Annotated in this window: 14 protein-coding genes; 3 read left to right on the top strand and 11 right to left on the bottom strand. The window is 56.7% G+C overall.

The genetic code is table 11. The features are described 5' to 3' along the window. Positions 1–5: 5 nt before the first annotated feature. The 7 genes from V6575_RS10520 to V6575_RS10490 all read right to left on the bottom strand — a co-directional run bounded on the left by V6575_RS10520 (position 6) and on the right by V6575_RS10490 (position 7,686). Positions 6–770 (bottom strand): ATP-binding cassette domain-containing protein, encoded by a 765-nt coding sequence (locus V6575_RS10520; RefSeq protein ID WP_340274267.1) that lies wholly within the window; start codon positions 768–770, stop codon positions 6–8. Beyond that, on the bottom strand, positions 763–1,470 hold the full coding sequence (locus V6575_RS10515; protein ID WP_340274266.1) for an ABC transporter permease: 708 nt from the start codon (positions 1,468–1,470) through the stop codon (positions 763–765). The genes V6575_RS10520 and V6575_RS10515 overlap by 8 nt, the downstream gene beginning before the upstream one ends. A 220-nt stretch (positions 1,471–1,690) precedes the next feature. Further along, positions 1,691–2,401: an endonuclease/exonuclease/phosphatase family protein gene (locus V6575_RS10510; protein ID WP_340274265.1), complete on the bottom strand. Its 711-nt coding sequence runs from the start codon at positions 2,399–2,401 to the stop codon at positions 1,691–1,693. A 149-nt stretch (positions 2,402–2,550) separates the two neighbouring features. Beyond that, positions 2,551–3,123, bottom strand: coding sequence for a sarcosine oxidase subunit gamma (locus tag V6575_RS10505; RefSeq protein WP_340274264.1), 573 nt, complete (start codon positions 3,121–3,123; stop codon positions 2,551–2,553). Next, positions 3,116–6,118, bottom strand: a complete 3,003-nt coding sequence (locus V6575_RS10500; protein WP_340274263.1) for a sarcosine oxidase subunit alpha family protein — start codon at positions 6,116–6,118, stop codon at positions 3,116–3,118. The genes V6575_RS10505 and V6575_RS10500 overlap by 8 nt, the downstream gene beginning before the upstream one ends. Further along, positions 6,115–6,420, bottom strand: a complete 306-nt coding sequence (locus V6575_RS10495; RefSeq protein WP_340274262.1) for a sarcosine oxidase subunit delta — start codon at positions 6,418–6,420, stop codon at positions 6,115–6,117. The genes V6575_RS10500 and V6575_RS10495 overlap by 4 nt, the downstream gene beginning before the upstream one ends. A 12-nt stretch (positions 6,421–6,432) precedes the next feature. Then, positions 6,433–7,686: a sarcosine oxidase subunit beta family protein gene (locus V6575_RS10490; protein ID WP_340274261.1), complete on the bottom strand. Its 1,254-nt coding sequence runs from the start codon at positions 7,684–7,686 to the stop codon at positions 6,433–6,435. A gap of 343 nt (positions 7,687–8,029) precedes the next feature. Here V6575_RS10490 and V6575_RS10485 point away from each other — a divergent pair, with 343 nt between their 5' ends. Genes V6575_RS10485 through fghA form a run of 3 tightly spaced genes read left to right on the top strand, consistent with a single transcriptional unit; the run spans position 8,030 to position 10,512 of the window. Continuing rightward, entirely contained in the window at positions 8,030–9,142 is a 1,113-nt protein-coding gene (locus tag V6575_RS10485) for an S-(hydroxymethyl)glutathione dehydrogenase/class III alcohol dehydrogenase (protein WP_340274260.1), read from the top strand. Positions 9,143–9,158: 16 nt separating this feature from the next. Next, positions 9,159–9,659, top strand: a complete 501-nt coding sequence (locus V6575_RS10480) for a GNAT family N-acetyltransferase (protein ID WP_422785562.1) — start codon at positions 9,159–9,161, stop codon at positions 9,657–9,659. A gap of 25 nt (positions 9,660–9,684) precedes the next feature. Further along, the gene (fghA, locus tag V6575_RS10475) at positions 9,685–10,512 is read left to right on the top strand and encodes an S-formylglutathione hydrolase (RefSeq protein WP_340274258.1); all 828 of its coding nucleotides are present in this window, start codon (positions 9,685–9,687) and stop codon (positions 10,510–10,512) included. Positions 10,513–10,545: 33 nt separating this feature from the next. Here the strand turns inward: fghA and V6575_RS10470 are convergent, their stop codons facing one another. From V6575_RS10470 to V6575_RS10455, 4 genes are all read right to left on the bottom strand, one after another. After that, entirely contained in the window at positions 10,546–11,487 is a 942-nt protein-coding gene (locus V6575_RS10470) for a ketopantoate reductase family protein (RefSeq protein WP_340274257.1), read from the bottom strand. A 102-nt stretch (positions 11,488–11,589) separates the two neighbouring features. Then, positions 11,590–12,744: a lysophospholipid acyltransferase family protein gene (locus tag V6575_RS10465; protein WP_340274256.1), complete on the bottom strand. Its 1,155-nt coding sequence runs from the start codon at positions 12,742–12,744 to the stop codon at positions 11,590–11,592. Continuing rightward, on the bottom strand, positions 12,741–14,144 hold the full coding sequence (locus tag V6575_RS10460; protein ID WP_340274255.1) for a cytochrome P450: 1,404 nt from the start codon (positions 14,142–14,144) through the stop codon (positions 12,741–12,743). Before V6575_RS10460 ends, V6575_RS10465 begins: the two co-directional genes overlap by 4 nt. A gap of 104 nt (positions 14,145–14,248) precedes the next feature. Continuing rightward, positions 14,249–14,650: a DUF423 domain-containing protein gene (locus V6575_RS10455; protein ID WP_340274254.1), complete on the bottom strand. Its 402-nt coding sequence runs from the start codon at positions 14,648–14,650 to the stop codon at positions 14,249–14,251. Positions 14,651–14,690: the final 40 nt, after the last annotated feature.

The following is a 14,690-nucleotide window of genomic DNA, read 5'->3' as shown; positions in this document are numbered from 1 at the left end:
TTGGCTCAAATCAGGATGTCGCCAGACAGATATGCCCGTGCAGCAGCTGAATGAGGTGAGTCAAAAAAGGCCTTTGCCGCCGTATGCTCGGCGATCTGCCCTTCGTGGAGGAAGACGACTTCCTCGGCCAGACGGCGGGCCTGATGGGGATCATGTGTCACCAGGATGATCTTGACGCCGAGGCGGCGGGCACGGGCAATTGTCTGCTCTATGACGAGTGTCGAGGCCGGATCGAGATTGGCGGTTGGCTCGTCCAGCATCAACACGTCCGGATCCAGGATGAGCGCGCGCGCCAAAGCCAGCCGTTGCTGTTCTCCGCCTGACAGGACGCGAGCCGGGCGGCTCGCCAGATGGCTCAGACCTGCCTGGTCCAACGCCAACTCAAGCCTTTCAGAACGGTTGGAAATCGGGCGCAGGCCGAGTGCGAAATTCAGATTGGCTTTCACCGAGCGGCGCAGTAAAACGGGCTTCTGGAACACAAGCGCCTGTGACTTGCGTGAATCGTGTGTCAGGTTGGTTCCATTCCAGTGGACCTCGCCAAAGGTGGGCGTTAGCAAACCGTGAAGCAGGCGCAGGAAGACGCTCTTGCCTGCGCCATTTGGTCCCATCAGCACCGTCAGTGCATTGCTGGTCAGGTCAAGGTCAATCCCTTTGAGAATGGGCGTGTCGCCGATCTTATAAGCCAGGTGGCGGACAGACAGCGGCATGGGAGAAGGCCCGGTTTTCAAGGTGGTTTCGGAGCGGGCTGTGAAGCTGAGGATCTCAGGCATGAGCCATGCTCCGGTCTGCGGTCTTCAGGACAGACAATGCGCCATTAACGCCAAGGGCGATCAGCAACAGAACCATACCAAGGGCCAAAGCCAGCGCCAGATCACCGCGTGAGGTCTCCAGCGCGATAGCGGTCGTCATGACGCGGGTCACATGGTTGATGTTGCCGCCGACAATCATGACAGCACCGACTTCCGCAATGGCGCGTCCGAAGCCTGCGAGCAGCACAGTCATCAGCGAATAACGCGCATCCCAGAGGAGAGCGGCGATGGCAACATGACGCGGGACGACGAGGGAGGCGAAGGTTTCAGCATATTCCGCGTTGAGATCGGCAATCACCTGACGGGTCAATGCGATGATGATCGGAGTGATGAGGATCGATTGCGCAATGATCATTGCGCTGGGCGTGTAAAGCAGCTGCAGGACGCCCAGAGGTCCCGCATTGGACAGAAGCATATAGACCGTAAGGCCAACCACCACCGGGGGCAGGCCCATCAGGGAATTGGCCAGCACGGTGAGTACAGATCGCCCTGGAAAACGGGCCACGGCTAGCAGAGCGCCAATGGGCAAGCCAATGAGGGCCGAGATGATCAGGGCGGACACCGTCACACGCAAGGAAAGAAGCACAATCTCCGCAAGGGCAGCGTCTCCGCTGATGAGCAGATGACCGGCAAGAGAAAAGGAGTCTGCAAAATCCTGCATAATTTGTCTTTATGATCCAAAATTTACTTCTGGTAAAAATAATAGCGTTATTTCGTAAAATGAAAAGCGCTGTTTGACGTACGTAGGACAACTTTTTCGACATTTTGGGCACAGCGATGCATTTTCCGACAGAATTGGCTCTGTCAGAATGTGTATCGCGTTGATCTGGTTGGGAGAGTTCTGTTGGGGTGTCCAGATTTTGTCTTGGGCTGGCCCAGCTTTATGGTGTGTCGGGAGATCCGATTAAAAGATGCGCCCAGACTGGAAGGTGGTCAGACGCGACGCGGGCCGTGTCAGAGCGGTGAACGCCGGACTGTTGCACTGTGAACTCCGGACTTGTGATGATGCGGTCGAGGCTTGCCAGCGGAAAGGCTGAAGGGAAGCTGCGCCCCGGACTTGTCACTTCGAAATGATCCGGGAACATTTTCAGGCTTTTCGCCTTGTCGCGCCATTCATTGAGATCGCCAAGCAGGACCGTGGGCAAGGCATTGGAGCGCGCATGAAGCTGGTCCATCAGCGATGCGATCTGGCGTTTTCGGAACGTGCCGATCACGCTCAGGTGCATGGCGGCAACGCGTACCCTGTGTCCATTGATCTGGACGTCGGCCATGACAGCCCCGCGAGGCTCAAGGGTTGGCAGGTCCAGCCGTTCAAATTCCAGTATGTCCATGGACCGGCGCACGAGGATGGCGTTGCCGTGCCACCCGATGCTGGCGTCTCGTGTGGCCAGGGGAACGACCTTGTAATCGGTGTGTTCGGCAATCTGCTGCGGTGTCAGCGTGGCCTCGCGCGGGCCGAACCGCTTGTCGGCCTCCTGAAGCGCGATGACGTCGCAGTTCATTTCCTGGATCACCTTCAGCGTCCGCTCTGGCTTGCGCCGGGCGTCCATGCCGATGGCTTTTTGTATGTTGTAGGAACCGATCTTTATCATCGGTGCAGTCTTGCTGGATACCTACTGCGCAATCAAGCAATTGCAGCTGGAATCAATAGAATTTGTGTTTCAGAGGCACAGATTATTGCTGATGTCTGCGCAGGGTCTACCCGCGCAGTTCTGTTTCGAATCAACGAAATTGGCATGCGTTAAACGGCCAGCTCTTCCGAGGCTTCCAGCAACAGGCCTGTCACATAGTCCATGAACGATCCCCAGGCCTCAACCACATAGGTTTCAGATCCGGTTCTCAGGACCATGACCGGTGCCTTGTGAAAAAGCGTTCGTGTGACCATTCCAACCGGGAAAGCTGTGATGTCCAGGTCAATCGGAATGCCTGAATTCAAAAGCCATTCTGCCTTGCTGCCAGTGACGATCAGGGCGTCTTGCCTGTCTGAAACGTCGACCAGGGCGTGGGGCTGGGCGCCTAGCTTGTCTGCAATGCTGGTCTGGATTGGCTCCAGATCAGCTTCCGATGCCAGCAGCAACCATTCGTCCGGGCCAAGCCAGAGAGCTGCGCGGCCTTGTGCCGTTTCAGCAGTCAGGGGTCTGGTCGGAATGCTTGTGCCAAAGGCTGTTCCGATTTCTGCAAGCGAGGCCTCTCTTGCACGCAGGGAAATCCGCGCAAGGGGGGCTGCCTTCAGGATCGAAACATCAGCCAGGGACAGGAGCGGTGTTTCACCAGCATCGGGCGTATAAACGGAGCCGATAAGATCGTCAGCCATTGAGACGCTCTCCTTTTGGGTCGAAAAACACCGGGCCGGTGACTGTCACCGGAATTGAGCCGTCAGGCATCGGGACATGCAGGGTTTTGCCTTCCAGCGCATGGCCATTCTTGACGAGAGCCAACGCAATCGAGCGGCCCATTGCCGGGCTGTGATAAGCGGATGTGACATGGCCGTCAGCCGAAGTTCCGATGGCCGGTGAATCACTTGTGGTGATTTGCGCACCTTCTTCCAGAACCACGTTCGGGTCTGTGGTCAAAAGCCCGACCAGTTGTTTGCGACCATCTGCAACAAGGTCCGGACGCATCATTCCGCGCTTGCCGACGAAGTCGAGTTTCTTCTTGCCGATCGCCCATGTCATGCCGACATCGCCGGGTGTCACCGTGCCATCGGTTTCCTGACCGACGATGATGTAGCCCTTGTCAGCGCGCAACACATGCATGGTCTCCGTACCATAAGGGGTGCCACCGAGTTTTTCGACTTCATGGGCCAGCGTCTTCCAGACCATCTCGCCATGTCGGCGCGGGACGTTGATCTCGAAGCCGACTTCACCGGTGAAGGATATGCGGAACAGGCGGCACGGCACGCCGCAGAAGGTGCCAGTGGCAACGCTCATATGCGGAAAAGCCTCGGGCGACAGGTCAATGCCTTCGACGAATGGCTCGATGGCCTTGCGGGCGAGGGGCCCCTGAACAGCAGTAACAGCATATTGCTCGGTGGTGGAGGTGATCCAGACGTCCAGATCCGGCCATTCCGTCTGAAGATAATCCTCCATGGTGGCAAAGACATGGGCCGCGCCGCCGGTTGTCGTGGTGACATGGAAACGGTCTTCGGCAATGCGTCCGACAACACCATCGTCGATGATAAAGCCTGCCTCATTGAGCATCAGCCCATAGCGGCAACGCCCGACGCCGAGCTTCTTCCAAGGGTTAGTATACATGCGCTCGAGGAATTCGGCAGCATCCGCTCCGACGACTTCGATCTTGCCTAGGGTCGACCCGTCGAACAGCCCGAGCTTATCGCGCACGATCTTGCATTCGCGGGCAACGGCCGCATGCATATCTTCGCCCGGCTTTGGAAAATACCAGGCACGTTTCCATTGGCCGACATCTTCAAAGGCGGCATCGCGGTCCGTTGCCCACTGATGCGAGGGTGTCTTGCGTACCGGATCGAAGAAATCGCCACGGGATGGCCCCGCAAAAGTGCCGAAGGTTGTCGGGGTGAAGGGCTGACGGAAGGTGGTCAGGCCGACCTGCGGCAGTGGTTTGCCGAGTTCCTTTGCTGCGACTGCGAGGGCATTCATGTTGGAGAGACGGCCCTGATCAGTTGCCATGCCCGTCGTCGTATAGCGTTTGATATGCTCAATGGAATGCATGCCTTCGCGCACGGCCAGCTTGATATCCTTGGCTGTGACATCGTTTTGGTAGTCGACGAAGGCTTTGACACGAGAGGCGATCCGGTCGTGCGGCAATGCGCCGAGGGTTCCGCCGGTTCCCATGTCAGCGCCGCTGGCAACGGCATAAGTGGTCTTGGCGCTTTTGCCGGTTGCGGATTTGGAGGCGGTTTCACCTGCGGCATAACCGTCTGCAAGGGTGGCGTTCAGGCCATACAGGCCACGCGCTGCACCAGCAGACCGTTCGCTCTGAGCGTGTTCACCCGGCAGGAAAGCGCCAGCTGTCTCATCCCAGATGACTTTGCCGCGAGACTGGGAATACAGGCTGACGGTTGGTGTCCATCCGCCGGACATCAGCAGGGCGTCGCAAGCGATTTCGCCTGCCGAGGTGACCGAGCCAGAGGGGGTAATGCGACCAAGAAAGGCGTTTGATACGCGCTTGCGGCCTGTTGTTCCGGTGACCGAGCAAGATGTCTCGACGCGGAGACCTTTGGCTTCTGCCTTTGCAAGCAGGGCGTCTGGAACATCGCTCCTGGTGTCCGCTATGGCTGCAACCTCAACGCCGGCATCTGCCAGATCGAATGCGCTTTGCCAAGCTGTGTCGCAGGCTGTTGCGACCACAACTTTCTGGCCAACCTTGACGCCGTATCGATTGAGATAGGTTCGTCCGGCATTGGCGGTCAGAATTCCGGGGCGGTCGTTTTCCGGGAACACCATCGGCCGTTCGATGCTGCCTGCAGCAATCACGACTTCCTTGGCGCGCACTTGCCAGAGGCGTTCGCGTGGCAACTTTGGATCCGGATCGGAAAGATGCTCTGTCACACGTTCGGCCAGGGCGACGAAATTCTGCGCGAAGTAGCCGAAGGCGGTTGTCTTTGGCAGGAGCGTGACGTTGTCCAAGGAACGCAGCGTGTCAATGGCATCATCAGCCCAGTCCGCCGGGGTTTTGCCGTCAATTGTTGCGCTTGTCTCGCTCAGCAGCGAACCGCCGAATTCAGACTGTTCGTCGCACAGGATGACACGGGCACCGGCTTCGGCGGCGGCAAGGGCCGCTGCCAATCCTGCCGGACCGGACCCAACAACGAGCACATCGCAATGGGCGTAGAGATTGGCGTAACGGTCGTGATCCGGGTTTTTCGGCGGCTTGCCGAGACCGGCAGCCGAGCGAATGATTGGTTCATAGACCCTGTCCCAGAACGCTTTCGGCCACATGAAGGTCTTGTAGTAAAAGCCTGCAGGCAACAGCGGCGAGAGAAAATCATTCACCGCGCCAACGTCAAAGCCGAGCGAGGGAAAGCGGTTTTGGCTGATCGCTTCCAGGCCGTCATAGAGCTCGACCTGGGTTGCACGCATATTCGGTGTCTGATCGCCCTTACGGTAAATGCCGACCAGAGCATTCGGCTCTTCTGATCCGGCTGTTAGGATGCCGCGTGGGCGATGGTATTTGAAGGACCGACCGACCAGATGAACGCCATTGGCCAGCAGCGCAGAGGCCAGCGTGTCCCCCTGATAGCCTTCAAGGCGCTCACCGTCGAAGGTGAATGACAGTTTTCTGTCACGGTCGATGCGTCCGCCGGATTCAATACGATAGGACTGGCTCATGCTCCAAGCTCCCGTGTCAGAGCTTCGAAGTCGGGCTTGGGTTCTCCGGTCTTGTAAACGCAGACGAACTTGTCGCTCACAGTGTCGCGCACCGCATTGAAGAACCGTCCGCAGCCATAGATATGACGCCAGCGTTCTGCATAAAGACCCTTCGGGTTTTCGCGCAGGTAAAGGTATTCAGCCCATTGTTCATCCGTTTGAGAGGATGGATCAGCGGGACGGGCAAGGTGAGCTTCGCCGCGGCAGACGAACTCGGTCTCCGGGCGCTCAACGTCGCAATAGGGGCAATGGATCAGGAGCATTTCAATACCCTCTTAGTGCGCAACTGCGGCAGCGGCCGCTTCGTCGATCAGGCGGCCTGTGCGGAACCGGTCGAGCGTGAACGGAGCGTTGATCGGGTGAGGTTCGTCTTTGGCGATGGTGTGGGCAAAGACATGACCCGATCCGGGTGTCGCCTTGAAACCGCCCGTTCCCCAGCCGCAATTGACGTAGAGCCCCGAGATTGGCGTCTTGGTAATGATCGGAGAGCGATCCGGCGTGTTGTCGACGATGCCGCCCCAGTTGCGCAACATGCGCATACGCCGGAACATTGGAAAGAGCTCGCAGATCGCGTCAATCGTATGGGTCGTGATGTGGAGCCCGCCGGTCTGGCTATAGGACACGAACTGATCGGTTCCCGCGCCGATCACCAGCTCGCCCTTGTCGGACTGTGAGATATAGGCGTGAATGGTGTTGGACATGACCACGCAAGGGAAGGCGGGTTTCACCGGTTCTGAGACCAGAGCCTGTAGCGGCGTTGATTCCAGCGGCATGCGCACATCGACCATATCCATCAACACGGATGTATGTCCTGCGGCGACAATGCCGACCTTCTTGGCCTTGATGAACCCCTTGGCGGTGTCGACGCCTTCGACCGCTCCGTTTATATCGCGGCGGATGCCGGTCACGGCGCAGTTCTGGATGATATCGACGCCCATGTCATCTGCGGCGCGGGCATAGCCCCAGGCAACCGCATCATGACGAGCGGTGCCGCCAACGCGCTGAAGCGCTGCGCCCATCACCGGATAGCGGATGTTCTTTTCAATGTTGAGCGGCGGGCAATAATCCTTGGCCGCTTCCGGGCCGAGCCATTCATTTTGAACGCCAGCCAGGCGGTTGGCGTGAATGTGCCGCTTGAACACTTGAACGTCGTGAACCGTATGGGCCAACATCATGACACCGCGTGCGGAGTACATGACGTTGTAATTCAGGTCCTGCGACAGGCCCTGCCACAGGCCGATAGCGTGATTGTAAAGCGCGGCGCTTTCTTCCCAAAGGTAGTTGGAGCGCACGATTGTGGTGTTGCGGCCTGTGTTGCCGCCACCGAGCCAGCCTTTTTCAATCACGGCAATGTTCTTCAGGCCATGTTCCTTGGCCAGATAGTAAGCTGTTGCCAGACCATGACCACCCGCGCCGACAATAATGATGTCATATTCGGACTTGGGTTCTGGCGCACGCCACTGGCGGCCCCAGTTCTGATGGGCGTTGAAGGCGTTTTTCGCCAGTTCCAGGAAGGAGAATCGCTTCATGGGTGGGACGTGCTCCGGGCAAAAGGGCAGACCTTCAAACGGGTCTTTTGACATTTTCAGGGGTAACGGCAACCGGTCTTACATACAAGACGCGGGAGCGACACACTGCGCATCTTGTCTATTTGCAGCGTTGTTCGTGCCCGGTTTCAGTCGCTTACTTGCCAAAAACCGACATGGCATCGTTTAGCCACCGCTTTGGGCTCTGCATTTATGGAGTGTCTCTTGATGAGTGCTATGCAAATTATACCGGTTTCTTTCAGAGTTCCGTATCGTTATCAACGGTGGAAATGTATTTGCTGATATCACTATCGATATCAGTGTTTTGAGCAGGGGGACTATGAATATGCGGACGCGTGCAGCTGTAGCGGTTCAGGCTGGTAAGCCACTTGAGGTTATGGAGGTCAATCTTGAGGGGCCGAAGGCTTTTGAAGTTTTGGTTGAGATCAAGGCTACAGGCATTTGTCATACGGATGAGTTCACACTGTCTGGTGCTGACCCTGAGGGTCTGTTTCCGGCGATCCTGGGCCATGAGGGCGCCGGTGTTGTTGTTGAAGTTGGACCGGGTGTGACCACGTTGAAGCCGGGCGATCATGTGATCCCGCTTTATACGCCTGAGTGCCGGACCTGTGAATATTGCCTGAACCCGAAGACAAACTTGTGCCAGGCGATCCGCTCGACGCAAGGGGCGGGTCTTATGCCGGACGGCTCTGCGCGGTTCTCGACCCTGGATGGGGATCCGATCCTGCATTACATGGGCACATCGACGTTCTCGAACTTCACGGTTGTTCCGGAGATCGCGCTGGCGAAAATCCGCGAAGACGCACCGTTCGACAAGGTTTGTTACATCGGCTGTGGCGTGACGACGGGCATTGGCGCTGTGATCAACACGGCCAAGGTCGAGATTGGCTCCAAGGCGATTGTCTTCGGTCTGGGTGGCATTGGTCTGAATGTTCTACAGGGCCTGCGTCTTGCGGGTGCTGACATGATCGTGGGCGTTGATCTGAACCCGGCGAAGATCCCGATGGCCGAACGCTTTGGCATGACCCATTTCGTCAATCCGGCAGAAGTGGAAGGCGATCTTGTGTCCTATCTGGTCGATCTGACCAAGGGCGGCGCGGATTACACCTTTGATGCCACAGGCAATGTCAATGTGATGCGCACGGCGCTGGAAGCCTCGCACAAGGGCTGGGGCGAAAGCATCATCATCGGTGTGGCACCGGCTGGCGCTGAAATTTCCACCCGTCCATTCCAGCTTGTGACGGGCCGCAACTGGCGCGGTACAGCCTTTGGCGGCGCGCGTGGGCGGACGGATGTTCCCCAGATTGTCGACTGGTACATGGACGGCAAGATCGAGATCGATCCGATGATCACCCACACGATGCCACTGGAAGACATCAACAAGGGCTTTGATCTCATGCATGCAGGCGAATCCATCCGATCCGTCGTGTTGTATTGAGGCAGTCATGACCGGGATATCTTTGCGCCCGGTTCGCGCGTCAGATCATGATGTGCTCATAAGCGTTCTCCAGCCGGTTTTTGCGGCTGGGGACACTTATGCGTTTGATACGGACATGACGCGGGACGGCACTTTGGCCAAGTGGCGCGACGGGCATGATGTGTTCGTTGCCGAGACCACCGATGGCGATTCACCGCAAATATTGGGCAGCTACTATATCTGTGCCAATCAGAGTGGCGGTGGGTCCCATGTTTGCAATTGCGGTTTCGTCACAGCGCCTGCTGCCCGAGGCAAAGGCGTTGCCAGATTAATGCTGGAACATGCCCTTCAAACAGCGCGTGACCAGGGCTTCCGGGCCATGCAGTTCAATTTCGTCGTTTCGACAAATACACGTGCCATATCTATCTGGCAGGATTACGGGTTTGACGTCGTTGGCCGTTTGCCAGGCGCATTCCGTCATCCAAGCGAGGGCTATGTCGATGCCCTGGTGATGTACCGGGATCTGACCAAGCCGTGATTTGGACGACAAGGATCCATTCAAGATGATTACAGTTTCCGAAAACCTCAGCTTTGGCGGCGTTCAGGGCGTTTATACTCATGCGTCCAAGGTCTGCGGCGTCGATATGACGTTTGCAGTTTACATGCCTCCACAAGCAAAAGATGGCCCTGTGCCGTGCCTCTGGTATCTGTCCGGCCTGACCTGCACCCATGACAACGCCATGAGCAAGGCGGGTCTTCAGGCCCATGCGGCCGAGTTCGGCGTTGCGATTGTACTGCCTGACACCAGCCCACGAGGCGATGGCGTTGCAAATGACGAGGCCTATGATCTGGGGCAGGGTGCGGGCTTCTACGTCAACGCCACTGAAGCGCCCTGGAAACCGCATTTCCAGATGGAAGATTATGTCATCAAGGAGCTCCGGGCCTTGGTGCAGGACAACTTTGCTGTGTCTGAAAGCCACGGCATCACCGGGCATTCGATGGGCGGCCATGGCGCTCTGACCATCGCTCTGCGCAATCCGGATCGCTACAAATCCGTATCGGCCTTTGCGCCAATTGCAAACCCGACCCAGTCTGACTGGGGGCGCAAGCAATTGGAGGCATATCTTGGGGCTGATGAAAGCAGCTGGGCGGATTATGACGCGACCATCCTTCTTAAGGAGAAGGGGTGGCATGACGACATTCTGATCGATCAGGGCGCGAGTGATCAATTCCTTGATCTTCTGCGACCCGAGGCCCTTGCAGAGGTGCTGACAAAAACACGTCAGCCATCCGTATTCCGGCTGCAGGAAGGCTATGACCACAGCTACTTTTTCGTCTCGACGTTCGCTCGCGATCACGTTGAATGGCATGCAAAGCGTTTGCACGGATAATTGAATCTGAGGCGGCTGGGTTTTGCTAAAAACCTAGCCGTCCCATGATGCCTTGGCTGCGTTTTCCCTCAAACGGATGAGGGCGGCGAGGGCCATATTGATCGGCGCTGCAAGGCTCAGGTTTTCAGCTTCCCTCTCGACTGTGCCACAGAGACTTTCGATCTCAGTTGCACGTCCTGCCTCCAGATCCTGAAGCATTGAGGGCTTGTGCGGCTTGTGTTCAGCAAGCGCCTTGTCGATCTGGGCGTATACAGCGCCGAGATCCGTCGCAATGCCTTTTGCATTAGCGATGGCAACAACTTCTGCGGCCCCTGCCTTTGCCAGAACGATGGCGCTTGGCTCATTGGCGATATCGCCGACACGGGCTCCACCGAGGGCCGCGATTGCGTTCATGGCGCAATTGAAGGCTGCTTTCTGCCAGATGACAATATTTGCATCAGGGTCATGAACAAAGCCAATCGGGCTGAGGAGCTGCTCAAGCTCGCGGACAAATGGCCTTGCGGCTTCGCTTATGGCTCTGAATGTGGTTTTGGACGTGCCATTGGTTGCCACGCTGCCCGGTCCCAGAAAACGACCGTTGATCATTGTCGTTCCCTCCAAGATCCTGTCAGGCGAGACAAGTTCTGCAACTCGTTCTGAATTGCCGAGGCCGTTTTGAATGGTCAGGACATAGGCACCAGCCTTGCCGGGGCCCGGATCGATCAGGTGCCGGACTGATTTCAAGGCCATGCCTGAATGCATGGTCTTGGTAAGGAGGATGATCAGGTCAGCGGGGCCTTTATAGGCTTCAGGGCGCATGGCGGGGAGCTTCAGGTTAAAGCTCTCGCCATCGCAGGTGAGCGTCAGTCCATTGGTGCTCACCGCATCCATATGAGCCTGGTTCAGATCCAGCAAAGTCACCGAAATATCCGCTCGGGCCATCAGACCGCCGAGGACCGAGCCTAGAGCGCCTGCTCCGAGAATGACGATGTTCATGAGACCCTGCCTTGCTAATTTTTGTCCTGACTTTTTTCCAGGATTGACATGTCGTTGCCAAGTGTCGAACGCAAAGTCGAATGGAAACGTGAAGGTGTGCCGCTAGTCGGCACGTTGGGCAGGTGCCTGTTGGTTGCGAAGATCAGACAGGTGCTTTTGGGTTTCCTGATTGGTTTCGAAATCTACAGGCAGACGCAGCTCAGACAGCATGTACCATTGCTCGATTTCAGACAGAATCACCGGCTCAAAAATGGCATTCAACTGGCTGAGAGTTGGCTCAATCCCGTAGCGTTTTTGTGTTGCAGGAGCCTGTGCCTGTGTCGGCATCTGTTCAGCTGTCTGGGGAGGTATAGGTGGCAGGATGACCAGATCAAATTTTGGTCCACCTGTCCTTGTCAGATAGAAGGGCACCAGTGTGCCGCCACTGACATTGGCCAGTTTGATCGCAACTGTGGCATTTCCCTTGTCGGGCAGGGCGCGGCCAAACAGGGGCATGTGAACTTGTCGATCACGCACCTCGTCGATGAAGATCGTTAGCGAGACAGTGTCGTCTGTCAGAAGTTTGCGCAGCCGTATGGCCGTGCGCTGACCTGGCGGGAAGAGATATTGGTTTCGCTTTTGCCTGAGCTTGTAGACGATCCGGTTGGTGAACCGGTTGGGTTCAGGCTGAAACGGTCCAATGCTGGGGGGAGCCAAATCCTGATGAACCGCTGTAAAACCAGCTTCCCAGGTTCCCAAATGTACGGAGACGAAAATAAGCGGGCCACCAAGTTGTCTTGCCGCCTCCAGATTTTCCTGTCCTTTCAAGCTTATATTGCCGTCCGGCCACAGGTGATTGGCTTTGGAAAACTCGGCCATGGTTCGCCCCATGTTGCGCCACCAGCGCTTGAGGGCCGTTTGCGCTGCCTCTTTATGACTCGCGAGGTCCGGGCACAGCGCATTGAGATTCCGAGATATTCTTTTGGCGAATATGCGGTCCTGGTGCCGCCAGCGCGACAGGTCCGCTGCATGGCTGCCAAAGGCGGAAATGAAGTTGGACGGCAGCACAGACAACAAGGCGTGGAAGAGGGTGTTGAATGCCCCTTCGATTGGGTGCTTGATCCAGTGAAGCTTCGCTGCATGTCGGGCTTCGATGTCCTTGCTGAACAAAGCCGCCGGTGCTGGCGCTTGCGGTTCGCTCGGCAGAGTTTCTGAAAACGGAATGTCTTCCAGTCGTTGCTTCTTGCGTTTCCGGCTGCGGTCCGGCTCTAAGATCATGTCGTGCGTGTTTTTAGCAGCATGGGCAGGTCGTCGCCTGGGCGCAGGGTCAGGCGGCAAACAGGCTGCACATCGGTCCCTGGTTTCAGTTCAGGGTCGAATTTTCGCGCCAAAACGGCTAGGCTCAAGATTGCTTCCGTCATGCCGAACTGCAGTCCTGCGCAGATCCGTGGTCCAATGGAAAACGGGACATAGCCGTATTTGTTTGGCCGTTTTGATTTTTGGATGAACCTCTCTGGCCAAAATGCATCCGGCTTGCTCCAAAGTACCGGATTGCGGTGCATCAGCCATGGAATGACCATAACCAATGCGCCTTTTGGAATTGGCTTGCCGCCGATCACGGTGGCTTTGATTGCTTCGCGGGCCAGAATGGGCACGGGCGGATAAAGCCTCAATGTCTCTTCTATGACCGCACGCGTGTAACGCAAGTTGGCAACATCGGCAAAAGTCGGGATGCGGTCGCCTAGCTCCGTATCGACCTCCGCATGCAGTTTTACTCTGGTTTGCGGCGATTGCGAGAGAAGAAACCAGGCCCAAGCAAGCGTGTTGGCAGTGGTCTCGTGACCGGCCATGAAGATAACCGCTGCCTCGTTACGGATTGCATCCCGGCTTAAGGGATTACCGTCTTCATCACGTGCTTCGAGGAGCCCTCCAATGACGGAAGCTTCCCCGGCCTCTTTTTGATTTGCATAGCTATCAATGATTTCGTCCAGCACATTCAGAATTCGGTCTTTTGATTTTCGGATGGCGCTGCCGCGGAAGCGTGGCAGCCATTCCGGCAGGCCAAACATTGAGATCAAGTCGATCTGATCGATATGGCGCTGATAGTCCGAAAAGCCTTTAACGACCTCTTCGGCGTAATTTTTTCCCAGATTTCTGCCGAAAATTGTTCTGCTGATGATTTCTGCCGTCAGATGCGCCATCTCAGCAAGGGCATCAACTTCGGTGCCTTCAGGCTTGTTTTCCCAGTCCGAACGTTTTTCTATAATAGTATCAACCATAATGGGGGCAAAGCCTGGGACGCGAGATCCATGGATGATCGGGGCTACGACCTTGCGTCGTTTTGCCCAAGTTTTTGTATCGCTGACAAAGAGCCCGTCGCCCAGGAGCGGTTCGAGCGCATGACGCATTTGAGGGCTTTTGCGTTGCAGGGCCACATGATTGGTCTGAAAGGCTTCGCGCACGACGTCTGGACGATTGCAGAGGACCATTTCACGCGTGAAGACTTTTTGACTTCTCAGTCGACTTTGAAAATCCCCAACACTCCAGATCGACAAGAAGTTCTTTTTCGCCATCCCGATCAACGTCCAAACCGGAGGTGTTTGCTCAAAGCGGTGTGGGTATGGCGGGATGAAATCCTCGGTCTTTGCTGTCTTCGGCTGTGTTACTGCGACGGTCAAGTGGCATGCCTTTTTTGATGAAGTGCCCAGAGTTGTCTTTCTATTTCAGATCGTGTTGCCCCGACTAGCCTTATTTTTGAATCCTTGCCACCTGGTAGTTTGCTTTAACGCGGATGAATGCGCAGGGCGGATAAAGTGAGAGCTACCCAGCCGAGGATCAGCATCATGCCGCCCGTTGGTGCAGACATGGTGAACAGGCGTTGATTGAGGAAAGCCCGGCTCAACAGGTCGCCGCAGAAAAGGCCAAGCCCGACAACCAGTAGCGCCAAGGCTACCACCAGAAACGGGATCCGTCGAACTTGAGCCAGGGCCGCGATGGCCAGAAGAACGGCTGCGTGAAACAGCATCATTTCAGCTGCGGTTCGCACGAGGCCGTTGGTATCGACATGGGCAGCCATCGCCATCAAAGTCACACCGCAGGCTCCGGTCAGGCCGCCAAAGGCGAGGGCTGCGCGCATTATTGGGGAGGTCGGGGCATCAGGTGCTGCAAGGCTGCGCAGGCTCATGGTGTTTTCCTCGGAGACCTTGTCATGGTCTGGCACGTTG

It is taken from the genome of Roseibium algae, from assembly GCF_037783265.1.
GTDB classification, from domain to species: domain Bacteria; phylum Pseudomonadota; class Alphaproteobacteria; order Rhizobiales; family Stappiaceae; genus Roseibium; species Roseibium algae.
The sequence above is the reverse complement of the archived record's forward strand: the minus strand, read 5'-3'. Positions and strand labels throughout refer to the sequence as shown.

Coding starts and splice junctions, on each gene's coding strand:
- V6575_RS10505 (WP_340274264.1), bottom strand. CDS start 3,123: ATGGCTGACGATCTTATCGGCTCCGTTTATACGCCCGATGCTGGTGAA.
- V6575_RS10455 (WP_340274254.1), bottom strand. CDS start 14,650: ATGAGCCTGCGCAGCCTTGCAGCACCTGATGCCCCGACCTCCCCAATA.
- V6575_RS10485 (WP_340274260.1), top strand. CDS start 8,030: ATGCGGACGCGTGCAGCTGTAGCGGTTCAGGCTGGTAAGCCACTTGAG.
- V6575_RS10495 (WP_340274262.1), bottom strand. CDS start 6,420: ATGCTCCTGATCCATTGCCCCTATTGCGACGTTGAGCGCCCGGAGACC.
- V6575_RS10500 (WP_340274263.1), bottom strand. CDS start 6,118: ATGAGCCAGTCCTATCGTATTGAATCCGGCGGACGCATCGACCGTGAC.
- V6575_RS10515 (WP_340274266.1), bottom strand. CDS start 1,470: ATGCAGGATTTTGCAGACTCCTTTTCTCTTGCCGGTCATCTGCTCATC.
- V6575_RS10470 (WP_340274257.1), bottom strand. CDS start 11,487: ATGAACATCGTCATTCTCGGAGCAGGCGCTCTAGGCTCGGTCCTCGGC.
- V6575_RS10490 (WP_340274261.1), bottom strand. CDS start 7,686: ATGAAGCGATTCTCCTTCCTGGAACTGGCGAAAAACGCCTTCAACGCC.
- V6575_RS10465 (WP_340274256.1), bottom strand. CDS start 12,744: ATGATCTTAGAGCCGGACCGCAGCCGGAAACGCAAGAAGCAACGACTG.
- V6575_RS10520 (WP_340274267.1), bottom strand. CDS start 770: ATGCCTGAGATCCTCAGCTTCACAGCCCGCTCCGAAACCACCTTGAAA.
- fghA (WP_340274258.1), top strand. CDS start 9,685: ATGATTACAGTTTCCGAAAACCTCAGCTTTGGCGGCGTTCAGGGCGTT.
- V6575_RS10510 (WP_340274265.1), bottom strand. CDS start 2,401: ATGATAAAGATCGGTTCCTACAACATACAAAAAGCCATCGGCATGGAC.